Origin of the sequence: Bradyrhizobium prioriisuperbiae, from assembly GCF_032397745.1 — a bacterium.
In the GTDB taxonomy this organism is placed as follows: Bacteria; Pseudomonadota; Alphaproteobacteria; order Rhizobiales; family Xanthobacteraceae; genus Bradyrhizobium_A; species Bradyrhizobium_A prioriisuperbiae.
This window is the reverse complement of the sequence record NZ_CP135921.1, coordinates 5,489,436-5,510,379: the sequence shown is the minus strand read 5'-3', so window position 1 is coordinate 5,510,379 and position 20,944 is coordinate 5,489,436. Positions and strand designations below refer to the sequence as shown.

The window sequence follows — 20,944 nt, the reverse complement described above, 5'->3', positions numbered from 1 at the left end:
AATGGGACGTTTGCCGGTGGAAGAACAGCCGCTGACCAGCCTCGCGCATCGGCCGGAGAACTCTCCGGCCGATGGTCATATCCGCAGGCGGACGGTTCACGCCAACGGGCTCGATTTCCCGATCCTCGAAGCTGGAAATGGCCCGCTCGTGCTCTGCCTGCACGGGTTTCCCGATCATGCACGGAGCTGGATCTCCTTTATCGATCGTCTCGCGCGGGAAGGATATCGGGCCGTCGCGCCCGCGCTGCGCGGATATTGGGTCGGGGGCGCTGCACCTGACGGATCTTACCGCGCCTCGGCGACCGGGCAGGACGTATTGGCCCTCATTGAAGCGCTTGGCGCCGACAGCGCCGATCTCATCGGCCATGATCTGGGGGCTCGGGCAGCTTATGCCGCGGCAAGCCTCGATCCGGTTCGCGTCCGCAAGCTCGTCGGGTTGGCGGTGCCCTACGGAAAGGGGCTGCGAACGGCGCTCGTCGCCGACGGCGATCAGCAGCGGCGAAGCTGGTACATGTTCTTCTTTCAGACGCGCATGGCGGAGATGGCCGTCCAGCACAACGACTTTGCCTTCCTCGACCGGCTCTGGCGAGAATGGTCGCCGGGATACGTGCTGCCACCTGCGGATCGTTCTGCACTGAACGAGACATTTGGACAGCCCGGCGTGCTAACTCAGGCGCTGGCCTATTACCGGCAACTGTTCACGCCCCCATCCGAGCCGGAAACCCAAGCCCTTGAAGTCCGCGCGAGCGGTCCAATCACCGTCCCGTCGCTCTATCTGCACGGAACGGACGACGGCTGCATGTCCACGCAGCTTAGCGAAGGCATGGAGGCGATGTTCACGAATGGATTCGACCGCGTCGTGATGCCTGGTGTCGGTCATTTCCTGCATCTTGAGCAGCCCGATGCCGTGTTGAGCCACGTTTTGCGCTTCCTGAAATGCTGATCGGTTCCAAGGGCGGGCAGTGGTCCAGCCGAAAAGCATCGAGTTGGCGTGCTTGTCGTTGCGCGCCATCTGCCTTGGATCCCCTATCGGAATAACAAACAGTCGTGAACATCGATGTGCGCGGAAACACTTGATCAAGGGATGTAGTGAGCCCGCGGACGACCTCGGACGTCTTGGAACAGTCCTTAATAGGCGCCCGTCTTACCTCCCAGGTAATCGATTTAGGCTCCGGCGCGGCTCATCTTACTGTCACGGCCACAACAGGCCGAACCAGGAGACGCCGTCATGATCCACCTTGTGCTGCATATGGGCCGCTCGGTTGCGACCAGCCCCACCGTCATCCGCACGGCAGCGGCGCTCGCCAACTCGCTCCTGGCAATCGCGACGCGGCTGATCGCCGGATCGCTCAACATGCCCGAGGCGCTGCTGCGCGACACCGGCGAATTCGTCGTCGCTTATGTCGCTGAAGTGGAGCAGCGCTCCGCTCTGGTGTGTCCGCGGCGCGTGATGAGGGAGCTGCGGCAGCGGCGACACATCAGCCACCGCGGCCCTTCGCAACGCTGAAGCTTCTCACCCACTGCAATCAAGGAGACCTGTCATGATCCGTCCCTCGCTGCTGCTTCGCCGGATCCTCATTATCGACGCCGTGTTCAGCGCCGTCTCGGCGCTGTCGCTCGCCGGCGGCGCTTCGCTGCTCGCGCCGCTGCTCAACCTGCCTGAAGCCCTGCTGCGCGAGAGCGGCCTGTTCCTGGTTGTCTATGCCGCGCTGGTCGGATGGCTGGGAACCCGCGCCGCGCTATCAGCCGGTGCCGTCTGGGCGGTGATTGCGGTCAATGCAGTCTGGGTGCTCGCCAGTGTCGCGCTGCTGTTCAGCCCGGCGGTGTCGCCGAACTGGCTCGGCGAAGGTGCCATCGTGCTGCAGGCCATCGCGGTCGGCGTAATTGCTGAGCTGCAATATATCGGGCTGCGCCGGAGCGCAGCCGCGATCAGAGCCTAGCGCCCGAACCGGCCTTGCTGGATCGCTTGGGCGAAGCCGCTGCCGGAGCCTTGCGCTTCGCGGCGGCTTTCGCCGTGACGCGGATCGCCTTGCCCTTCAAGGCTTTGGTGTTCAAAGCCTTGCCATTGAGAGCATGACCATTGAGCGCATGGCCGTTCATGGCCTTCTTGGCCGCCCGCGTCTCGGCGCGCTTTTTCGCAGCCTGCTTGGCGGCCCGCTCCTCGGCCCGCGCCAGCTTGCGCTTCTTCTCGCAGGCGTCGCACTTGCAGCCGATCGGCTTCAGGAACTCCTTGAAGTACTCCCGGCCGTAGTCGTAATTGATCTCCTCGCCGGGCTCGATCTTCTTGATGGCGCGGATGAAGACCTTGCGGTTGCGCGGCTGCACGTCGGATTCGGCGTTCGGCCGGCAGGCGTGGTTGATGTAGCGGGCGATGTTGCGGCGGACCGAACCGTCGATGGTCCAGCGGCCGTTCAGCTCGAACAGGTATTTGTTCTCGATCTCGTCGTGCTTCTTGTTCCGCGAATCCAGGATCGGCCCGAAATACTCGATGATTTCGTCGCCTTTCTTGATCGGCTTGGTGGCGAACAGGCCGAGCCCGGTGCGGGAGCGGCCGATGCGATAGGGCTTGCGGCTTGAAATGGCAGGCATGGACGAAGCAACTGACCTGGTTGTTGGGAGAGCGATAAACGCGCGACCTGAATGACGTTTGCCGAGCCCTTGCGATTCCCGGCGAACGATCCTCTATAGTGATTTCTAAGCAAAAGTCATGCCTTTGGCTGCATGAAGGCTGAACCGATCCACACCTGATTTCGACCTACTCCTGAGCTTCAAGAGTTTGGTTCCATCCCAATGACTTCCATCTCCATGCTGTCGATCCCCAGCCTGCCACGCCTTGTTGTCACCGTGCTGACAGCCATGTTCTTTTCAGATCTGGCTTTTTACCCGATGCCGCCGGCGATGGCAGAGCCGGCCTCCCCGATCGCCAGCATCTATACGTCCACCGCCGACAAGGCCTGCCGCAAGGTGTCGAGCGTCAAGGTCGGCGACGACGAGGAATACGGATCCGAGCGCATCTGCCCGGGTGCTGCCGGGCTGGTGGTGCTGAAAATCGAGCAGGACCTGCGCGAGATCATCTCGGTCGGCCGCAATCGCAAGCAGGCCGGCGCGGAGCCCGCGGCCAGCCAGAGCTTCGGCCCGTTCAACTCGACCACCGACACCATCGAATGGCGCAGCGGCTCCGACGGCAAGCCGTTTGCCATGATCCAGCGCTGGCATATCGCGGACAACAGCGACACGGGAGCGAATTCCGCAAAAGTGGACACCGGTTTTGCGCTCGAATTCGCTCCAGATAATAAAAGGCGCGTTTTCTTCACGCGAACCGGTACCCACTTCGCTCGAAAACGCGCTGACAAGGACGGCCGTCCCATCACCAAGCAGATGCTGGTGGTCACCCGGCTGCCGCCCGGCGCGGTCTGCCATGTGGCCTATGTGGACGTGAAGGCGAATCCCAATGCCAACGCGGTTGCCCGCAAGGCGGCGGACGACATGGCTCGTAGCTTCGACTGCGCCAGGGACAAGGTGACATCAGCCGGCGAGAAAGGCCGCACCACGGAGCTGGCGTTGCCGCGCAGGTGATCAGGCCCAACTGATCAGAACCTGATCGATCAAAATTCCGATCCCGGGCTGAGTATCGCCTCCAGCAGCGTCGCGTCGCTCTCGCCGGGCGGCAGATGCGCCAGGAACTCCCCGAGACGCCCGTCGAGCAGCAGCACGGCAAAGCCGTGCACCATCGACCAGGCCCGCACCATCCGGGCCGCCTGCTGCAGCGTCGGCGCCTGCTTGACGATGGTCTCCTGCCGTTGCGCGCCGACGGCCTGTCCCAGCGCCGCCCCGGCCGCCTCCATCGCCTCCGCCAGCGCCGACCGCGTGGGATCGAGCCGCTCGCTGCGGAACATCAGGGTGAACATGCCGGGATAGGTCTTGGCGAATGACACATAGGCGCTGCCCATGGCGTCGAGGCGCGCGCCCGGCGCGGTCTGCCGATCGGCGGCGGCAAGCAGCGCCTCGCGGAAGCGCCGAAACCCCACCGCGGCGAGTTCGCTCAGCAGCCCCGTGAGATCGCCGAAATGATGCGTCGGCGCGGCGTGGGACACCCCCGCCTCCCGCGCCGCCGCGCGCAGCGTCAGGCCCGGCAGGCCATCGCGCTCGAGAATGCGCTCGGCCGCCGTCAGCAGCGCCTCCTGCAGCGCGCCGTGATGATACGGCGCCGCGGAGGCCTTGGTCCGGCGCGCGATTTTGCCCGCGGCGGGCTTGGTGGCGGGGGATTTGGCGGCCCGTGCCGGAGATTTCGGCTGAATCGTTGTCTGTCTGGACATAAGTCGTTTATCCGCCGCTATTTTTACACTGTCAAGATTTTGCTTGACGTCACCGCCCATCCCGCTCTAGTTTATCTTGACGATGTAAAGATAAACTCATCCGGGAGGATCCGATGCAGCGCTCCGACGACGTCAGCAGGCCACGCAACAACCTTGCGCCGATTCCGATGGAAGCCGACGCGCCGTTCCTCAAGATCGAGGGCGAACTGCCGCGCGAACTCAACGGCACGCTCTATCGCAACGGCCCCAACCCGCAATTCGACGTGCCGGGTGCGCATTGGTTCGTCGGCGACGGCATGCTGCACGCGTTTCATATCGAGAACGGCCGCGCCAGCTATCGCAACCGCTGGGTCCGCACCCCGAAATGGCTGGCGGAGCACGACGCAGGACGTACGCTGTTCGGCGGTTTCGGCCGCAAGCTCGCCGATGTGCCGCCCGGCACCACCCAGGACGGCGGCGTCGCCAACACCAACATCATCTTCCACGCCGGCCGGCTGCTGGCACTGGAAGAAGGCCACCTGCCGACCGAGATCGAACCGGGCACGCTCGCCACCCGCGGCTACAACACCTATCGCGACGCGATTGCCGGCCCCTTCACCGCGCACCCGAAGCTCGATCCCGTCACTGGCGAGATGATCTTCTTCGGCTACAACGCCGCCGGGCCCTTCACCTCGCAACTGTCCTATGGCGCTGTCAGTGCCGACGGCACGGTCTCCCGCTTCGAGCGGTTCGACGCACCCTATGCCAGCATGGTGCATGACTTCATCGTCACCGCCAACCACGTGCTGTTTCCGGTGTTGCCGCTGACCGGCAGCATGGACCGCGCCATGAGCGGCCGGCCGGCCTATGCCTGGGAGCCGGACAAGGGCGCCTATGTCGGCGTGATGAAGCGCAGCGGCGCCACCCGCGACATCGCCTGGTTCCGCGGCGAGAGCTGTTACGTCTTCCATGTCATGAATGCCTGGGAAGACGGCAACCGCATCGTCGCCGACGTGATGCAGTTCGCCGAGCCGCCGCTGTTCACCCATCCCGACGGCCGGCCGACCGATCCGGCAAAGTCCCAGGCCCGGCTGTGCCGCTGGACCTTCGATCTCTCCGGCGGCACCGATCGCTTCACCCAGGATTATCTCGACGACGTCACCGGCGAATTCCCGCGCATCGACGATCGCCATGCCGGCATGATCAACCGCCACGGCTGGTACGCCTGCGCCCATCGCGGGGGATCGGCCGCCTCCGGCCTCGCCGGCATCGTTCATGTCGATGCCAAGGCCAATCGTCGCGCGCAGTATCTGCTGCCGGCGGGCGACACCATCTCGGAGCCGGTGTTCGTCGAGCGCGGCAGCGATGCCGCGGAAGGCGATGGCTGGCTGTTGGCCGCGGTGTGGCGGGCGCAGGAGAACCGCAGCGATCTCGCGGTGTTCAATGCCACCGATGTCGAGAGCGGTCCGGTGGCGCTGGTGAAGCTCGGACATCGCGTGCCCGACGGATTCCATGGCAACTGGGTAGGCGCGAGCTGACGCGTGCCCTCTCCCCGTCGTCCTGAGGTGGCCGCACGACAGTGCGGCCCTCGAAGGGCGAACGGCCCTATCTCGGATACATCGGCCGTCCATCCTTCGAGGCTCGCCCCGCGCTGCAAGTGCAGCGCAGGGCTCGCACCTCAGGATGACGGATCACAGATAAGGAAAACAACATGCGCGACGTGTTCCTCAAGCTGATCGGCGACTTCCTCTCGACTATCGTCTTCCTGATCGTTTACGCCCTCACCGGCGACGTGGTGATCGCGGCGGGCTTTGCGATTGCCAGCGCCATCGGCAGCGTGATCTATGCCCGCGTCACCGGGCAGACGCTCGATGCCATGGCCTGGGCGAGCCTCGCGCTGGTGCTGGTGCTCGGCGGCGCCACGCTGCTCACCAACGATCCGCGTTTCGTCTTGATCAAACCGAGCATTGCGCATTTCGCCATCGGCGCCGTCATGCTGCGGCGCGGATGGACCGCGCGTTATGTACCGCAGATCGTCCGCGACACCATCCCCGACTTGCTGGTGATCACCGGTTACGCCTGGGCGGCATTGATGTTCGTGCTCGGCGCCGGCGTTGTCGCGGTTGCCATGACCGGCGACATGACGCTCTACACCATCTACATCTCGGTGGTCGCGGTCGGCGCCAAGATCGCGGCGTTCGCCCTGCAATATGCGGTGTTCCGCATCGCCATCAGCCGCAGGCTCAACCGGCAGGCAGTGACCGCCCCGACCAAGGCGGCAGCGCTGCTGTAAGCCTGCCCGCACAGGCACACGCGCAGTATTCAACCTCCTTGAAGGCCGGACATGATCCGGCCTTTCCGCTGTGCGGAACGGCTGCGCCACAAGCCGCACACTTCTGAATTCAGGAAATGGGTATGGCTGCTGTCATATCCAGGGCCACGCCGGCCGGAACCGAAACTGCGACAAGGTCACACTTGCCAGTACCTTTCGAACTGCTAAGCTCGCGCGTGCTTCATGATTGCTGCGAGGCACAAATATAGAAAATCGAGTATGGCCAAAACCACGGCATAAAAGCCGCCAGCTCGTTCAGGGAGAAACCGCACATGACGCTCAGGGCTGTCCGTCCCGCGCGATGTCTTCGATTGCGCCCTCGCCCCACCGCCCCCACGTTAGATCCCAGTTCTTGCGATCCCCATCCCTGTTGCTGGCCGCGCCCTGACGCCGGGCGCTAACCCATGCGCGCCTACATCGTCCGGCGCCTGCTGGCCCTGATCCCGACGCTGCTGTTCGCCAGTGTGATCGTGTTCGTCACCGTCCGTCTGATCCCGGGCGACGTGATCGACATGATGCTGAGCCAGAACGACATCGGCGCGGAGAAACTGAGCCGTGCACAGCTGGAGCATGTGCTCGGCTTCGACCGGCCGATGCTGCAGCAGTTCGGGGTTTGGATCTTCGGCATCCTGCGCGGCGATTTCGGCAACTCGCTGTGGCGGTCGACGCCGGTACTCGACGATCTGCTGCAGCGGCTGCCGGTCACATTCGAGCTGGGACTGCTGGCGCTGCTGGTGGCGCTGTCGATCGCGCTGCCGATCGGGATATATTCCGCCGTGCGGCAGGACACCGCCGGCGATATCCTCGCCCGCTCGTTCTCCATCCTGCTGCTCGCAGTCCCGAGCTTCTGGCTCGGCACCATGGTGGTGGTGTTTCCCTCGATCTGGTGGGGCTGGTCGCCGGAGGTCAACTATGTGCCATTCGGCACCGATCCGTTGCAGAACCTGAAACAGATGATCGTGCCGGCCATCGTGCTGGGCGCCGCGCTGTCCGCCGTGACCATGCGGCTGACCCGCACCATGATGCTGGAGGTGCTGCGGCAGGACTATATCCGCACCGCCTGGGCCAAGGGCCTGCCCGAGCAACTGGTGGTGAGGCGGCACGCCCTGCGCAATGCGCTGATCCCGGTGGTCACCCTGGTTGGCCTGCAAGCGCCGCTGCTGATCGGCGGCGCCGTGATCATCGAGCAGATCTTCGTCATTCCCGGCATGGGGTCGTTGCTGCTGGAGGCCGTCAACCAGCGCGATTACCCGGTGATCACCGGGGTGTTCTTGGTGGTGGGCGTGGCCGTGATGCTGATCAACCTGATCGTGGACCTGAGCTACGGCCTGCTCGATCCGCGCGTGAGGCATCGATGAGCACGCTGACCGAGACCACCCCAATCAAACGGTCCACCCCGCCGGGAGCCCTGCGGCAGTTCGTAACGCGGCTGGTCCGCGAGCAACCGGTCGGCGCGGCGGCCGGACTCGTGTTCATCATCTTTCTCTTTTGCGGCGTATTCGCCCACCTGCTCGCGCCCTACGGCTTCAACGAGATCAGCCCTATCGAGCGGCTGAAGCCGCCATCGCTGCGACATTGGTTCGGCACCGACAATCTGGGACGCGACGTGCTGTCGCGCTGCCTCTACGGCGCACGGCTGTCGGTGATCATCGGCCTCTCCGCCGCGGCGCTGGCCACCGTACTGTCGGTCACCATCGGCACGATCACCGCCTATATCGGCGGCCGCTTCGACATGATCGCGCAACGTTTCGTCGACGCCTACATGTCATTCCCCGAACTGGTGATCCTGATCACGGTGGTGTCGGTGCTCGGCCCCGGCATGATCCAGATCATCGGCATCCTCAGCCTGGTGCTCGGCATCGCCGGCTCCCGCATCATCCGCAGCGCCGTGCTGTCGGCACGGGAAAACATGTATGTGCATGCGGCGCAGTCGATCGGCGCCTCCACCGGCCGCATCCTGTGGCGCCACATCCTGCCCAACATCATGCCGCCGATCATCGTGCTGTTCACCACCCGCGTCGGTGCGGTGATCCTTGCCGAATCCGGCTTGTCGTTCCTTGGCCTTGGCGTGCCGCCGCCGGCGCCAACCTGGGGCGGCATGCTCTCCGGCAGCGCCCGCACCTACATGTTCCAGGGCCCATGGCTCGCGCTCGCGCCAGGGCTGTGCCTGACCGTCGTGGTCTATGCCACCAACGTATTCGGCGATGCGCTGCGCGACCTGCTCGATCCGCGCATGCGCAACTCGCGCTGAGGCAAACAAGACGATCACAAGGGGAGGACATGCGATGTACAAACCCGCGGCCGGACGAGGAGGATACGTTGCCAAAGCGCTACGCGCGCTGTCACTGGCTGGTGCACTGACCGCGACCTCGGCGGGGCTTGTCTCGGCCGGCGAGGAGGTGCCGCAATATGGCGGCACCCTCAACATCGGCAATGTCTATGTCACGGTCTCGCCCTTGACCTGGGATCCGGCCGACTGGGCCTGGAAATTCCAGCAGGACACCGGGCTGATGTACGAGCAACTGTTCGCAGCCGACCTCAGCAAGTCGAAACGTCGCGGCGGTCCCTACTCGTTCGTGCCGGATGCCTGGCTGCCGACGGACGCGATCCGCGGCGAACTGGCTGAGAGCTGGCAGTGGAAGGAAAATCCACTGCGCGTGGAGATCAAGCTGCGCCAGGGCGTGATGTTTCCGGACAAGCCCGGGGTGATGGCCGCGCGCGAACTCGTTGCCGACGACGTGGTGCAGAGCTATGAGCGGCTCAACAACAGTCCGAAGAAGGTCCCGACCTATTTCGACCATGTCGAGAAGGCCGAGGCCATCGACAAGCACACCGTGGTCTTCACCTTCAAGACCTATTCCTCGGAATGGGATTACCGCTTTGGCTGGGGCTACTACTCCGGCATCGTGCCGAAGGAAGTCGCGGATGCCGGCGCCGGCAACTGGAAAAATGCCAACGGCACCGGACCGTTCCGGCTGACCGACTATGTCCAGGCCAACGCTCTCACCTTCTCCCGCAACGACAATTACTGGGACAAGGAGCAGATCGACGGCAAGCCGTACAAGCTGCCGTTTGTCGACAAGATCGTCTATCGCACCATCAAGGACGAAGCGACATTCCTCGCTGCATTGCGCACCGGCAAGCTCGACCTGCTGGAATCGATCCGCTGGAGCGCGGTGGACGAATTGAAGAAGAGCGCGCCGAAACTGCAGTGGTCGCGCTGGCTCGCCACCGGCGGCACGTTCCTTGCGATGCGCACCGACGCCAAGCCGTTCGACGACCTGCGGGTGCGCCGCGCGCTGAACATGGCGGTCAACAAGCAGGAGATCCTGTCCTCGTTCTACAATGGCGAGGGCCAGCTGTTCGCCTACCCGCAACATCCCGACTATATCGGCTATTTCGAGCCGCTGGAGCAGATGCCTGACAGCGTGAAGGAGCTCTACACGTATAACCCGCAGAAGGCGAAGGCGCTGCTCGCGGAAGCCGGTTATCCGAACGGCTTCTCCTTCAAGGTGCAGGTGTGTTCCTGCTCGCCGGATCACATGGACCTGCTGCCGCTGGTCGCAGCGTATCTGGAAAAGGTCGGCGTCAAGCTCGAAATCCAGCCGATGGAGTATGGCGCGTTCCTGTCGGCGATGACCACCAAGACCAACACGGCCGGCTACTTCATGCTCAACGGCCACACCAACCCGACCACCACCCTGCGCAAAAGCTTTGTCACCAAGCAGACCTGGAATCCATCGCAGTTCTCCGACCCCGATATCGACCGCAAGATGAACGAGGTCTTCCAGGAGCGGGACGAGAGCAAGCGCCAGATGATGCTCAAGGAGATGACCCGCTCGATCATCGACAAGGCGCCCTACATCTTCCTGCCGGTTGCCTACAACTACACGGCGTGGTGGCCGTGGGTGAAAAATTATGGCGGCGAGCTGCGCGCCGGTTCCGAGCGGCCCGGCCCGATCCATGCGCGGATCTGGATCGACCAGGAGATGAAAAAGAGGATGGGTTTTTGAACGCCCCGGTGAGCCTCCCAGGCGTCACCGCAGACCGCAGCACGCAGCAGCAGCCACTGTTGCGCGTGCGCGACCTCGTCACCCGGTTTGGCGCCGGCCGCAGAACCATCACCGCGGTCGACCACGTCTCCTTCGACGTCAATGCCGGCGAGACATTGGCGATCGTCGGCGAATCCGGATCCGGCAAGAGCATGACGGCGCTGTCGATCCTGCGGTTGATCCCGAGCCCACCGGGCCGGATCGACGGCGGCGAAATCCTGTTCGACGGGCAGGATCTGCTCAAACTCTCCGACTCGGAGATCCGCGACATTCGCGGCAACAAGATCGCCATGATCTTCCAGGAGCCGATGAGTTCGCTCAATCCGGCGTTGACCGTCGGCCTGCAGGTCGGTGAGCCGATCAACCGTCACGGCCGTTTGCCGTGGTCGAAGGCCCTGCTTGCAGCGCGTGACCTGCTGGGGCGGGTGCGGATGTCGGACCCGGCATCGCGCGTTAATGCCTATCCGCACCAGTTTTCCGGCGGCATGCGCCAGCGCGCCATGATCGCCATGGCGCTGGCGTGCCAGCCGCAACTGATCATCGCCGACGAGCCGACCACCGCGCTCGACGTCACCGTGCAGGCGCAGATCCTCGACCTGCTGAAGGATCTCGCCGCACGCGCACGCTCGGCGCTGATCCTGATCACCCACGATCTCGGTGTGGTGGCGCGTTATGCCGACCGCGTGGCGGTGATGTATGCCGGCCGCATTGTCGAAACCGCGCCGGCGCGGGAGCTGTATGCGCGTCCCCGGCATCCCTACACCCGCGGGCTGATGGCCTCGGTGCCGCGGCTGGACGGCGATACGCACGCACGCCTGGTGCCGATCGAAGGCCAGCCCCCGAATCTCGCTGACCTGCCGCCCGGCTGCGCCTTCGCGCCGCGTTGCCGCCAGGCCGTCGAGGCCTGCAGGGAGGCGGCGCCGCCGCTGCGCGAGGTCGGTCCCCGCCACAGCGCCGCCTGTTTCCTGGAGGCTTGAGCGATGTCGCAACCCCTGCTGCGCGTCAGCGACCTCAAAGTGCATTTCCCGATCGAAGGCGGCATCCTCCGACGCAAGCAAGTTGGCGCGGTGCGCGCCGTCGATGGCGTTTCGTTCTCGCTGGCGCGTGGCGAAACCCTCGGCCTGGTCGGCGAGAGCGGCTGCGGCAAGTCGACCACCGGCCTTGCGATTTTGAAGATGCAGGCACTGACCGCGGGCCGCATCGAGCTCGAGGGGCAGGACATTACGTCCTACAGCCGCAAGCAGATGCTGCCGCTGCGGCAACGCATCCAGATGGTGTATCAGGACCCTTATGGGTCGCTCAATCCGCGCATGACGGTGCGCGACATCATCGGCGAGCCGCTGGTGGTGCATGGGGTCGCGGGTGATCGCGAGGCCTATGAGGAACGGATTGCCGAACTGATGCGCACCGTGGGGCTTTTGCCCGACATGGCCAACCGCTATCCGCATGAATTCTCCGGCGGCCAGCGCCAGCGCATCGGCATCGCGCGGGCGCTGGCACTCGAACCCAGCCTGATCATCTGTGACGAGCCGGTGTCGGCGCTCGACGTCTCGATCCAGGCCCAGGTGGTGAATGTGTTCGTCGAGCTGCAGCAGCGGCTCGGCCTCACCTATCTGTTCATTGCCCACGACCTTGCCGTGGTCCGCCATGTCAGCCACCGCATCGCGGTGATGTATCTGGGGCGCATCGTGGAGATCGCCTCGCGCGATGCGCTCTACAAGTCGCCACAACATCCCTACACCCAGGCACTTCTTGCAGCGGTGCCGGTGGCCGATCCGGAGGTCGAGGCGACCCGGCAGCGGGCCATCGTCACCGGCGAAGTGCCGAGCGCAACCAATCCGCCGCCCGGCTGCCGCTTCCACACCCGCTGCCCGCATGTCTTCGACCGCTGCCGCACCGAGAGCCCCGAGTTGCGGGAGCTGGGCGGTGGCCAGGCCGTCGCCTGCCATTTGCATGACGCGGCGAAATCGCATTAGTGCAGTGACATGAAGCCGAACGGATTGCCGACAACGAAACCGCGCGACAAGGGCGAACTGGCCCGGACCCGCAAGTTCGTCGCCAAGCAGGACGCGATCCTCGACGCCGCCGCCCGCGAGTTCAACCGGCGCGGCCTCAAGGGCGCGACCTTCGCCGACATCGCCGGCAGTGTCGGCCTGCTCACCAACAGCGTGACCTATTATTATCGCCGCAAGGACGATCTGGCGGCGGCCTGTCTGCTGAAGTCGATCGATACCGGGCAGGCGCTGGCGGTGGCGGCGCTGAGCGCGGGCAATCCGGAAGCGCGAATCCGCCGTCTGATCCACGATCACGCCGAGCTTTTGGCCGGGATCGCCAGCGGCCGATGCGACCAGTTGGTCAATTTCAACGACATCCGGGCGCTGAAGGCACCGGAGGTCGACCATGTCTTCGCGGCCTACACCGAGATGTTTCGCAGCATCAGGCGGCTGCTGCCGAAGGAGACGCTGCAGCCCCAGCAGCGCAACGCACGCGCGCACCTGCTGCTGTCGCTGCTTCACTGGATGCGGCGCTGGATCTCCCGCTACGAACCCGAAGACTATGTCCATGCCGCCGCATGCATGAGCGACATCGTGATCAACGGCCTTGCAAGCCGGCGGAAACAATGGCGCGAGCCGGCGCAGCCGGACATCGGCTGGCCACAACCGGCCGCGGGTGATGCGACCACGCCCGAGGCCTTCCTGCGCGCCGCCACCATCCTGCTCAACGACCAGGGCTATCGTGGCGTGTCGGTGGATCGCATCGCGGCGCGCCTCAACCTCACCAAGGGTTCGTTCTACCATCACTATGACAGCAAGGAAGAACTGGTCGCCGCCTGTTTCGAGCGGACGTTCGCCGTCATCCGACGCACCCAGGCGCTGGCGCGTGAGCGTCATAACACCGGCTGGGAGCGGCTGACGGCGGCCGCGCGGGCGCAGGTTCGCATCCAGCTCTCCGACCAGGGACCACTGCTGCGAACCTCGGCATGGAATGCGTTGCCGGAAGAAACCCGCAAGGACTCCATGCGCGGCCTCGATCGCCTGATCGAACAGCTGGGAATGTTCGTGGTGCAAGCGATCCGCGAGGGCGACATCCCCACACTCGACCCGGCGATCGCCGCGCAACAGGTGGCGGGAATGATCAATGCCGCGTCCGAGCTTGACCGCTGGGTGCCGCGGCTTGCCGGGGATCAGACCGATGTGGACCTGTTCGTACGACCGCTGTTCGAGGGTATTTTGTCGTAGCGGGATCACACGTTCCTGGAAGACACTCCCGAATCCCCCTTCCATTCGGAAGCCGCAAATCATATCTTATGGTCATGACAAAACTGCTCGAAAAGGCCCTTGAAGCCGTGCGGCGGCTACCGCCGGACAGCCAGGACCAGATTGCGCTTGCCATGCTCACCTTGACTGGCAACGAAGGCGAGCCCGAGGACATCGATGCGGCGCATCTGCCGGCTGTGCTCGAAGGTCTCGCCCAGGCCAAGCGCCGTCAATTCGCGACCGATTCCGAGGTCGAAGCGGCGTTTCACGCTTTTGATAAATGAAGCTCCGGTTCACGCCGCGCGCGACACAAGATTTGAATGAAATCGCCATCTTTATCCGTGAGCGCAGCCCGCAAGCTGCGCTTCGCGTGCGCACTGCCATCCTTGAGTCACTTCAGAATCTTGTGCTCTTTCCGCATGTGGGCGACAGCAAAAAATAGACGGCGTGCGCAAGATCGTAGCTCGCCGCTATCCCTCTATTATTTATTACATCGTGAATGACGTTGCTGAGGAGATTGCTGTTCTCTCCATCCAGCATTCGGCGCGCGAGCGTGAGCATTCCGACCTTTGAGGGACGAACCGGCCGGTTATCGCCGCGTCAATAGCCACTAAGGCTCCAGCACACCCTTCAGCCCCGCCCGCGCGATTGCCGCCTTCACCAGGCCGCTCGTCTGAATCTCGACGGTGAAGTTGCCAAGGAAAACGAGTGCAGCATCGCGCCCTTTGGGAATGGCGATGGCGTGGCGCTCCAGGCCCCAGTGCCCGTCGAGCACGCGCGCGCCTGGCAGTTGATCCGCCATCTCGAACAACGAAGCCTTGTTGGTGGCGAACGCATCGACCTGGCGGGACGCCAGCAATGTGACGCCATCTTTCAAGGTCATCGCGCGCACGATCTCCGCATGCTTCAGGTCGCGGGACAACGTCGCGTCCGAGGTGCTGCCGGTGGTGACGCCGATGCGCCGTCCGACCGCATCGAGTTCGCCGAGATCTTTTATGGCCGATCCCGGCGGCAGCAGGTATCCGAGCTCGATGATCAGGTAAGGCGGCGCAAAGTCCATGTCCCTGGCGCGCGCGGCCGTCGCATTGGTGAAGGCGACATCGACGGCGCCCGTCTTGACGGCCTCAAGCACTTCCGCGTTCTTGGCAAACACCACCGGCTCATAAGCCACCTGAAGCCGGCGCGCCAATTCCCGGCCGATCTCGTATCCGACGCCACGCGGCTCCGACGGATTGTCGGTCAGGATCGAGGTTGGCGTGCCCGGATAAAGCGCCGCCCGCAGTCGCCCGCCGGGCGCGAGGATCTTGGCGGGATCGACATCGGCCGCCAGGGCCGCGCCTGACGATACCGCCAGAGCGGCGACAACAAGTGCAACTGCCTGTCGTCGCATTGGATGCAGGCTGGAATGAAACATCATCTGACACTCCCCGATAGATGGCTCATCAGCCCACCCGATCAGCCGGCGCCTGCGGCGCGACTCCGAATGCGCGCTCGAACCGCCGCGCGTAGTGCGGCCACACTTCTGGATTGATCAGCCGCGGCGGCCGCTGGCCGTCCAGCGCGCCGAGCAACTGTTCTGCGGCGATCCGGCCCATATTGGTCCTCGCCTCCCTGGTGACGCCGGCGGTGTGCGGAGACACGATCACATTGTCGAACTGCAGCAGTGGATGGTGATGCGGCGGCGGCTCCTTCGCCCAGACATCGAGACCGGCGCCGGCGATCCGCTTGCCGCGCAACGCATCAGTGAGTGCGTCCTCGTCATGGATGAACCCGCGCGCGGTGGTGACGAAGTAGGCATGCGGCGGCATCAGCGCGAATTGCTTTGCACCGATCAAGCCCCGGGTCTCGCTGTTGAGCGGACAGCTGATGGAGACGAAATCGGCGCGGCGCAGCAACTCGTCCAGCGCGACCTTCTCGCCGCCCCGGCGCGTGACTTCTTCGGCCGACAAAAAAGGATCATAAGCAAGCACGCGCATGCCAAAGAGCCCGTAACACAGCTCGGCAACCCGGCGGCCGACATGACCGAGACCGACAATGCCGAGAGTCTTGCCCTGGATTTCCTGCCCCATCAGCGCATTGCGCTCCACAGCGGGCTCGCGCCGCAGCGCCCGGTCGGCTTCGCCGATGCGTTTCGACAAGCCCAGCATCATGGCCAGCGCGTGCTCCGCCACCGAGCGGGCGTTGCCGCCGGACTGATTGACCACCAGCACACCCGCACTGGTGCAGGCTTCGACGTCCACCGGGTCGAAACCCGCGCCATTGCTCGAGACGATCAGGAGATTGGGCGTGCGCCGCAGCAGATCATGCCCCGCGTGGAACACCGGCGCGAGCTCGTCGCGCGCAGCACCAATCTGATAGGCGTGGGCGGCAGCAAGGATCGGGGCTGCGATCTCCTCGGCGCTGTCATTCTCCAGCCGATCGAGCCGCACATCCGGCCGCGCCTGCAGGATCTCCGTATAGATCGGATGGGCCAGGTACTTCACATAGAACACACGCTTGGTCGCGTTGGTCATCTTGATTGTACTCTCAAGTTCAGGAATCTGCAGAGCCGGGCCGGAAGGGGTGAGAAGGATGTGGTACTGCGCCGAAGGCTGTGGCGTCCACGCCTGAAACAGTTCTAACAGGTATCCGACATCTCGCCTTGCGAACCGCCCTTCCCTGATTCCGCCGTCACAGCCCTCCTGATTAACAAGATTGTTGACAATCGGTCTTGTCGCATCAAGTCTTGACGTAACCGGCATGGCCGTCAGCGATGACGCACTGCAATGCTGGATGGATAAGGGAGTGATCGATGGCCGCTGCCGAGAACAGGCCCAAGCCCCAAGTATGGCACGAGATCCTCCACCACACGCTCAAGCAGCACGACATCAAGCTCGTGACCTATGTCCCCGACCGCGTGCTGACCACGCTGATCACGAGCATTCACGCCGATCCGTTCTTCACCGCCTTCCCCGCGGCACGCGAGGAAGAAGCCGTCGGCATCGTCTCCGGTGCGTGGATGGGCGGCCTGCGCGGCGCCGTGCTGATGCAGACCAGCGGCTTTGCCACCCTCGCCAACACGCTGGCGTCGCTGGTGCTGCCCTACCAGATCCCGTTGATCATGGTGGTGTCCGAACGCGGCACGCTCGGCGAGTTCAACTATGGCCAGACTCTGGTGTGCCGCACCATGCGGCCGGTACTGGAGTCGCTTGCGATCGAGCATCACACCGCGACGCGGCTGGATGAGTTCGAATTCATTGTCGATCGCTCGATCCGGCAGGCGGTCGCAACGCAGGCGCCGGTGGCGCTGATCCTGTCGCCGCTGCTGACCGGCGGCAAAGTGTTCGCGGCGTAAAGGGGATCAGGACCATGACGAATGCAACCTCCCCGACCCGCTCGGCCAACACCAAAGTGATGAACCGCTTCGACCTCACCACGCGGCTGGTCGCCAAACTCAAGCACGACGAAGCCGTGGTCGGCGGCATCGGCAACACCAATTTCGACCTGTGGGCGGCGGGCCACCGTCCCCAAAACTTTTATATGCTCGGCAGCATGGGCCTCGCCTTTCCCATCGCGCTGGGCGTTGCGCTGGCGCAGCCGACACGACGGGTAATCGCGCTGGAAGGCGACGGCTCGCTGCTGATGCAGCTGGGATGCCTCTCGACCATCGCGATGCTGGCGCCGGCAAACCTGACCCTGATCGTGATGGACAATGGCATCTACCAGATCACCGGCGCGCAGCCGACACCAGCAGCAACAACCACCGACATCGTCGCCGTCGCCCAAGGCTGCGGACTTGCGCAGAGCGCGTGGGCCGCCGATGAGGACGACTTCGACCGGCTGATTCACGACGCGCTGTCTGCGACCACGCCACGCCTGATCGCCGCGCGCATCGACGACAAACCCGCCGCCGGCACCACACCCCGCGATCCCGTGCAAATCCGCGAGCGCTTCATGGTGGGACTGGGTGTGCGATCGGCGCACTGACACTGGACAGCCACCATAAAAATATAAGTATTTTCAATATTATAAGCAAAAATCGCCACTCCCTCCCGTCAATTTTTACACTGTAAAGATTTTGCTTGACCCCGCAGACCTTCCGGCTTAAAATCTTTACATCGTAAAGATAACTGCGGGAAACAGTTCACGGAGGCGGCCATGTCATTCTTCCTCATCCTGTTGCCCTTCCTCGTGCTCGGCGCCCTGAACTGGCTGTTCCCGATCACGATCGGCCTGTTCGCCGGCGCGACCGTCGCATTGGCTTTGATCGTCCACGAACGGATCAAGGGCCGCTCGGCCAAGATCCTGAACATCGCCTCGGTCGTGATCTTCAGCAGCCTCGGCGCGATCGTGCTCCTGACCAACGACGCCTGGAGCCACGCGACCATCCGCATTGCGATCGATATCGCCCTGCTCAGTGTCGTGCTGGTTTCGATCGTGCTGCGCTTTCCGTTCACGCTGCAATATGCCCGCGAACATGTCACCCCCGAGGTGCGGGTCATGCCGGAATTCATCCGCACCAATTACGTCCTGACCTGGGTCTGGGTCGGCGCCTTCGCGCTGATGCTGGTGGCGGACATGCTGTCGGTGTGGTGGCCCTCTGCCCCGCTCTGGGTCGGTGTGATCATCGCCTTCTCTGCCCGCAATGCCGCCGTGCAATTCACCAAATGGTATTCGCAGCGCGCCCGTGACCGCGCCAATGCCGTCACCACAAACGCCACCATCTGACAGCCGTCCTCGCAACCGGCCCGTCGATTAAATTTGAGGCAATTCGGTTCACACCACCATAGCCGGCGCGACGTCATCACCCGTTGCGCTTACAGCGAAATGCCATAGCCTGACGGGCGCCGGGACGCTCGAGGTGCAGGCACACAGCTCAGATGAGCAGCAATCTGAACGAAGAAAATGTCGGCGGCTATTCGGTCGCCTACAGCCGCGACGATACCTATTTTCCGATCTATGTGATGGCGCTTTTAGCCGCGGTGTTTCTCGGGGCGGCCTGGTTCACCGGGGGGTGGTACTGGCTGCTGTTCGCTGCTGCGACGGCCGCCTTTACCTATTACAACCTGCCGCTGCTGGAGACGGGACGCCCCACCATCGGCGCCAATCAATACGGCATTTTCCTGCAGGCCTTCGGGCTGATCCGCTGGCGGGCCATCAAAGAGATCAATCTGGTGCCGATCGCCGACCGCGCCATGATCACCGAGCAATTGCAGATCGTGCTGAACGTTCCTCTCGCCAGCGCGCTGGTGGTCGACTGGCGCAAGCAGCCGCTCTATCGCGCGCTGATGCGCCGTCCCTGGCGGCTGGACAAGAGTGGTTTTCTTCAGGTCAACCTCGAGCCGTTCGACCAGCCCGCCGCGGAAATCCACGGCACTTTTCTGCGGATGTGGCGCTATTACCGGAGCTAGTACCAGATCTGCATCTTCAGGCCGCGCGCGTCCTTCAGCGCCCGGCCTTCGGGAAGGCAATGGCGTCCATCACGCGCGGCGATGGCGACAGCGCAGGCGTCCAGCACGTCGTCGACCTTGGCACCCTTCCCGATACGTTCATGCTCAAGCCAATCGCCGAGACCTGTGAAGCCATCGGTCATCAGCAGCTCACGGCGCAGCGCCACGCCCTGCTCCGTCGTCTTGGCCGGTAGCGGCCGATGGCCATTGAGACGCCAGAACACCAGTTCGGGATGCACCTCGACGATCCGTCGCTGCAACCGAGGCGTCATCGCCGCATCGACCTGCATGATCTTCGGCCCGAGATTCCACAGCTGGATCGATGCCATCTTCTCACCGCGCGCCTTCAGCGCGCGATTGGCCTCGCCTTGCGAGCGAAACTCCCACAAGCCGCGGCGGGCACCGGTGAACACCCGCGAGGCGTGGGGCCGCAGCAGCGCCCGCGCCGCGAGATCGCAGGACCGGTCGCCGCTGTCCGGCAGGCCGATCGGAATGTCGATCCCGGCGCGGTCGAACGGCCGCTCCAGCAGTTCGGCGATGTCGCTCAGAAACACGATCTTGCGCCGGCGGCCGGCGATTTCGACCGCCACCCACCCGTTCCGGAAGCCATCAAGACCGATCGCGACAGTCATTCGGTTTTGTCGGAAACCCGCGGGTACGGGTCAAGATGCTGGTTCGATAAAGCTGGTCAGTCCTGTACGCGGCCGACCTTGAACGATTCGACCGGACCCTCCCCGACATCCTGCCGCACCGTGGCGATCACCTTTGCAAACGCCAGGTCCCCCTCATACTCCGCGCTGAGCAGATGCATCCCGCCGGACAGCGCCGAGGTGATGAAGGCAGCGCGTCCGTCGTGGCCGAGCCGGATGCCGGCGGCGAGGATCCGTTCGCCATCCCGGAACGTCACCGTGCCGGTTGGTTTGGGCAATCCCGCACTGACCCTGGCGACCAGTGTCAACGGCTCGCCCGGCGTGCTCGGATTGTACGAGGTCGACAGTTCCAGCCGCGGAACGGTCCGCACATGCTGGATCAGGATCGCGGAGGAACTCGGCATGGCAATGAACGGGAGAAACGCCGTGGCGCCGCTGTAGTGCGCACGGATCGGATGCGCGCCTGGAGACAGGTTGGCCACGGTAATCGAAGGTGATGCGACCTCCGCGCGTCCCAGCCACACCATCGTCGATTCATCGAAGAAATCGATGCTGCCGCCGGGCACGCCGCCATGATCGGCCTCGACCCGCGCGGTCAACGTCACGACACTGTCGGGGGCGACCGGATTGACCGATGTGGTGATGCTTGTGGTTGTCGTGACACTGATGATTTCGCTCTGGGCGCGCGCGGCATTCACCCACACCAGCACGATCAAGACAACAATGCAGAAGACCGCGAACGCTGCGGATTTCAGATGAAAGGAAACATGGCTCAAGTGAGTGCCGCGCACGGCGCGCGGAGGCAATTGCGGTCGCAAAATCAGTATCCTCCATCAAGCAACTTGATGTCCGATCCTGTCCTTCCCGGATAACAGTCCACCGACATCGTGCGGCCCGGCAATATCGGGCCGGTGCACTTATCGAGTGGG

The 20,944-nt window shown here is 64.0% G+C and carries 25 protein-coding genes; 19 read left to right on the top strand and 6 right to left on the bottom strand.

Annotated elements, in window-relative coordinates:
* The first annotated feature begins 1 nt into the window (after position 1).
* The 3 genes from RS897_RS25975 (at position 2) to RS897_RS25965 (ending at position 1,940) form a co-directional block, all read left to right on the top strand.
* Positions 2-943 carry an alpha/beta fold hydrolase gene (locus tag RS897_RS25975; RefSeq protein WP_315831579.1) on the top strand — a complete coding sequence of 314 codons (942 nt, stop codon included), beginning with the start codon at positions 2-4 and terminating at the stop codon, positions 941-943.
* A gap of 285 nt (positions 944-1,228) precedes the next feature.
* Entirely contained in the window at positions 1,229-1,507 is a 279-nt protein-coding gene (locus tag RS897_RS25970) for a hypothetical protein (protein ID WP_315831578.1), read from the top strand.
* 34 nt (positions 1,508-1,541) lie between these two features.
* Positions 1,542-1,940, top strand: a complete 399-nt coding sequence (locus tag RS897_RS25965; protein ID WP_315831577.1) for a hypothetical protein — start codon at positions 1,542-1,544, stop codon at positions 1,938-1,940.
* On the opposite strand, the gene RS897_RS25960 is transcribed toward RS897_RS25965, so the two are convergent.
* Positions 1,930-2,589 carry an SET domain-containing protein gene (locus RS897_RS25960; protein WP_315831576.1) on the bottom strand — a complete coding sequence of 220 codons (660 nt, stop codon included), beginning with the start codon at positions 2,587-2,589 and terminating at the stop codon, positions 1,930-1,932. The two genes, RS897_RS25965 and RS897_RS25960, sit on opposite strands and share 11 nt — an antisense overlap.
* A gap of 201 nt (positions 2,590-2,790) precedes the next feature.
* On the opposite strand from RS897_RS25960, the gene RS897_RS25955 reads away from it, so the two are divergent.
* A complete protein-coding gene (locus RS897_RS25955) occupies positions 2,791-3,576 on the top strand; it encodes a hypothetical protein (protein ID WP_315831575.1) in 786 nt (261 codons plus the stop codon).
* A 29-nt stretch (positions 3,577-3,605) separates the two neighbouring features.
* Here RS897_RS25955 and RS897_RS25950 read toward each other — a convergent pair whose 3' ends face one another.
* Positions 3,606-4,316 (bottom strand): TetR/AcrR family transcriptional regulator, encoded by a 711-nt coding sequence (locus RS897_RS25950; RefSeq protein ID WP_315831574.1) that lies wholly within the window; start codon positions 4,314-4,316, stop codon positions 3,606-3,608.
* Between the two features lie 113 nt (positions 4,317-4,429).
* Here RS897_RS25950 and RS897_RS25945 point away from each other — a divergent pair, with 113 nt between their 5' ends.
* The 11 genes from RS897_RS25945 to RS897_RS25895 all read left to right on the top strand — a co-directional run bounded on the left by RS897_RS25945 (position 4,430) and on the right by RS897_RS25895 (position 14,509).
* Complete coding sequence (locus RS897_RS25945) at positions 4,430-5,833, top strand: carotenoid oxygenase family protein (RefSeq protein WP_315831573.1); 1,404 nt, start codon at positions 4,430-4,432, stop codon at positions 5,831-5,833.
* 173 nt (positions 5,834-6,006) lie between these two features.
* Positions 6,007-6,588 carry an inner membrane-spanning protein YciB gene (locus RS897_RS25940; protein WP_315831572.1) on the top strand — a complete coding sequence of 194 codons (582 nt, stop codon included), beginning with the start codon at positions 6,007-6,009 and terminating at the stop codon, positions 6,586-6,588.
* A gap of 443 nt (positions 6,589-7,031) precedes the next feature.
* On the top strand, positions 7,032-7,985 hold the full coding sequence (locus RS897_RS25935) for an ABC transporter permease (RefSeq protein ID WP_315831571.1): 954 nt from the start codon (positions 7,032-7,034) through the stop codon (positions 7,983-7,985).
* Positions 7,982-8,878 (top strand): ABC transporter permease, encoded by an 897-nt coding sequence (locus RS897_RS25930; protein ID WP_315831570.1) that lies wholly within the window; start codon positions 7,982-7,984, stop codon positions 8,876-8,878. The genes RS897_RS25935 and RS897_RS25930 overlap by 4 nt, the downstream gene beginning before the upstream one ends.
* Positions 8,879-8,912: 34 nt before the next feature.
* On the top strand, positions 8,913-10,640 hold the full coding sequence (locus tag RS897_RS25925) for an ABC transporter substrate-binding protein (RefSeq protein WP_315831569.1): 1,728 nt from the start codon (positions 8,913-8,915) through the stop codon (positions 10,638-10,640).
* An 8-nt stretch (positions 10,641-10,648) separates the two neighbouring features.
* On the top strand, positions 10,649-11,656 hold the full coding sequence (locus tag RS897_RS25920; RefSeq protein ID WP_315831568.1) for an ABC transporter ATP-binding protein: 1,008 nt from the start codon (positions 10,649-10,651) through the stop codon (positions 11,654-11,656).
* Between the two features lie 3 nt (positions 11,657-11,659).
* Entirely contained in the window at positions 11,660-12,655 is a 996-nt protein-coding gene (locus RS897_RS25915) for an ABC transporter ATP-binding protein (RefSeq protein ID WP_315831567.1), read from the top strand.
* A 24-nt stretch (positions 12,656-12,679) separates the two neighbouring features.
* Entirely contained in the window at positions 12,680-13,918 is a 1,239-nt protein-coding gene (locus RS897_RS25910) for a TetR/AcrR family transcriptional regulator (protein WP_315831566.1), read from the top strand.
* 74 nt (positions 13,919-13,992) lie between these two features.
* A complete protein-coding gene (locus RS897_RS25905; protein ID WP_315831565.1) occupies positions 13,993-14,220 on the top strand; it encodes a hypothetical protein in 228 nt (75 codons plus the stop codon).
* On the top strand, positions 14,217-14,378 hold the full coding sequence (locus tag RS897_RS25900; protein ID WP_315831564.1) for a type II toxin-antitoxin system RelE/ParE family toxin: 162 nt from the start codon (positions 14,217-14,219) through the stop codon (positions 14,376-14,378). Before RS897_RS25905 ends, RS897_RS25900 begins: the two co-directional genes overlap by 4 nt.
* Before the next feature lie 5 nt (positions 14,379-14,383).
* Positions 14,384-14,509 (top strand): hypothetical protein, encoded by a 126-nt coding sequence (locus RS897_RS25895; protein ID WP_315831563.1) that lies wholly within the window; start codon positions 14,384-14,386, stop codon positions 14,507-14,509.
* Between the two features lie 37 nt (positions 14,510-14,546).
* On the opposite strand, the gene RS897_RS25890 is transcribed toward RS897_RS25895, so the two are convergent.
* Positions 14,547-15,353 (bottom strand): transporter substrate-binding domain-containing protein, encoded by an 807-nt coding sequence (locus RS897_RS25890; protein ID WP_315831562.1) that lies wholly within the window; start codon positions 15,351-15,353, stop codon positions 14,547-14,549.
* A 25-nt stretch (positions 15,354-15,378) separates the two neighbouring features.
* The gene (locus RS897_RS25885) at positions 15,379-16,449 is read right to left on the bottom strand and encodes a hydroxyacid dehydrogenase (protein ID WP_315831561.1); all 1,071 of its coding nucleotides are present in this window, start codon (positions 16,447-16,449) and stop codon (positions 15,379-15,381) included.
* 278 nt (positions 16,450-16,727) lie between these two features.
* Here RS897_RS25885 and RS897_RS25880 point away from each other — a divergent pair, with 278 nt between their 5' ends.
* The 4 genes from RS897_RS25880 to RS897_RS25865 all read left to right on the top strand — a co-directional run bounded on the left by RS897_RS25880 (position 16,728) and on the right by RS897_RS25865 (position 19,326).
* The gene (locus RS897_RS25880; RefSeq protein ID WP_315831560.1) at positions 16,728-17,270 is read left to right on the top strand and encodes a thiamine pyrophosphate-binding protein; all 543 of its coding nucleotides are present in this window, start codon (positions 16,728-16,730) and stop codon (positions 17,268-17,270) included.
* Positions 17,271-17,284: 14 nt separating this feature from the next.
* Positions 17,285-17,902 (top strand): thiamine pyrophosphate-dependent enzyme, encoded by a 618-nt coding sequence (locus RS897_RS25875; RefSeq protein ID WP_315831559.1) that lies wholly within the window; start codon positions 17,285-17,287, stop codon positions 17,900-17,902.
* 171 nt (positions 17,903-18,073) lie between these two features.
* Complete coding sequence (locus RS897_RS25870) at positions 18,074-18,643, top strand: hypothetical protein (RefSeq protein ID WP_315831558.1); 570 nt, start codon at positions 18,074-18,076, stop codon at positions 18,641-18,643.
* Between the two features lie 152 nt (positions 18,644-18,795).
* Positions 18,796-19,326, top strand: coding sequence for a hypothetical protein (locus RS897_RS25865; protein ID WP_315831557.1), 531 nt, complete (start codon positions 18,796-18,798; stop codon positions 19,324-19,326).
* On the opposite strand, the gene RS897_RS25860 is transcribed toward RS897_RS25865, so the two are convergent.
* The gene (locus RS897_RS25860) at positions 19,323-19,997 is read right to left on the bottom strand and encodes a DUF429 domain-containing protein (protein WP_315831556.1); all 675 of its coding nucleotides are present in this window, start codon (positions 19,995-19,997) and stop codon (positions 19,323-19,325) included. The two genes, RS897_RS25865 and RS897_RS25860, sit on opposite strands and share 4 nt — an antisense overlap.
* A gap of 56 nt (positions 19,998-20,053) precedes the next feature.
* The gene (locus tag RS897_RS25855) at positions 20,054-20,791 is read right to left on the bottom strand and encodes an Ig-like domain-containing protein (protein WP_315831555.1); all 738 of its coding nucleotides are present in this window, start codon (positions 20,789-20,791) and stop codon (positions 20,054-20,056) included.
* Positions 20,792-20,944: the final 153 nt, after the last annotated feature.

Coding starts and splice junctions, on each gene's coding strand:
- RS897_RS25935 (WP_315831571.1), top strand. CDS start 7,032: ATGCGCGCCTACATCGTCCGGCGCCTGCTGGCCCTGATCCCGACGCTG.
- RS897_RS25870 (WP_315831558.1), top strand. CDS start 18,074: ATGTCATTCTTCCTCATCCTGTTGCCCTTCCTCGTGCTCGGCGCCCTG.
- RS897_RS25860 (WP_315831556.1), bottom strand. CDS start 19,997: ATGACTGTCGCGATCGGTCTTGATGGCTTCCGGAACGGGTGGGTGGCG.
- RS897_RS25875 (WP_315831559.1), top strand. CDS start 17,285: ATGACGAATGCAACCTCCCCGACCCGCTCGGCCAACACCAAAGTGATG.
- RS897_RS25960 (WP_315831576.1), bottom strand. CDS start 2,589: ATGCCTGCCATTTCAAGCCGCAAGCCCTATCGCATCGGCCGCTCCCGC.
- RS897_RS25955 (WP_315831575.1), top strand. CDS start 2,791: ATGACTTCCATCTCCATGCTGTCGATCCCCAGCCTGCCACGCCTTGTT.
- RS897_RS25930 (WP_315831570.1), top strand. CDS start 7,982: ATGAGCACGCTGACCGAGACCACCCCAATCAAACGGTCCACCCCGCCG.
- RS897_RS25890 (WP_315831562.1), bottom strand. CDS start 15,353: ATGATGTTTCATTCCAGCCTGCATCCAATGCGACGACAGGCAGTTGCA.
- RS897_RS25880 (WP_315831560.1), top strand. CDS start 16,728: ATGGCCGCTGCCGAGAACAGGCCCAAGCCCCAAGTATGGCACGAGATC.
- RS897_RS25975 (WP_315831579.1), top strand. CDS start 2: ATGGGACGTTTGCCGGTGGAAGAACAGCCGCTGACCAGCCTCGCGCAT.
- RS897_RS25945 (WP_315831573.1), top strand. CDS start 4,430: ATGCAGCGCTCCGACGACGTCAGCAGGCCACGCAACAACCTTGCGCCG.
- RS897_RS25965 (WP_315831577.1), top strand. CDS start 1,542: ATGATCCGTCCCTCGCTGCTGCTTCGCCGGATCCTCATTATCGACGCC.
- RS897_RS25925 (WP_315831569.1), top strand. CDS start 8,913: ATGTACAAACCCGCGGCCGGACGAGGAGGATACGTTGCCAAAGCGCTA.
- RS897_RS25900 (WP_315831564.1), top strand. CDS start 14,217: ATGAAGCTCCGGTTCACGCCGCGCGCGACACAAGATTTGAATGAAATC.
- RS897_RS25940 (WP_315831572.1), top strand. CDS start 6,007: ATGCGCGACGTGTTCCTCAAGCTGATCGGCGACTTCCTCTCGACTATC.
- RS897_RS25865 (WP_315831557.1), top strand. CDS start 18,796: ATGAGCAGCAATCTGAACGAAGAAAATGTCGGCGGCTATTCGGTCGCC.
- RS897_RS25885 (WP_315831561.1), bottom strand. CDS start 16,449: ATGACCAACGCGACCAAGCGTGTGTTCTATGTGAAGTACCTGGCCCAT.
- RS897_RS25915 (WP_315831567.1), top strand. CDS start 11,660: ATGTCGCAACCCCTGCTGCGCGTCAGCGACCTCAAAGTGCATTTCCCG.
- RS897_RS25950 (WP_315831574.1), bottom strand. CDS start 4,316: ATGTCCAGACAGACAACGATTCAGCCGAAATCTCCGGCACGGGCCGCC.
- RS897_RS25905 (WP_315831565.1), top strand. CDS start 13,993: ATGACAAAACTGCTCGAAAAGGCCCTTGAAGCCGTGCGGCGGCTACCG.
- RS897_RS25970 (WP_315831578.1), top strand. CDS start 1,229: ATGATCCACCTTGTGCTGCATATGGGCCGCTCGGTTGCGACCAGCCCC.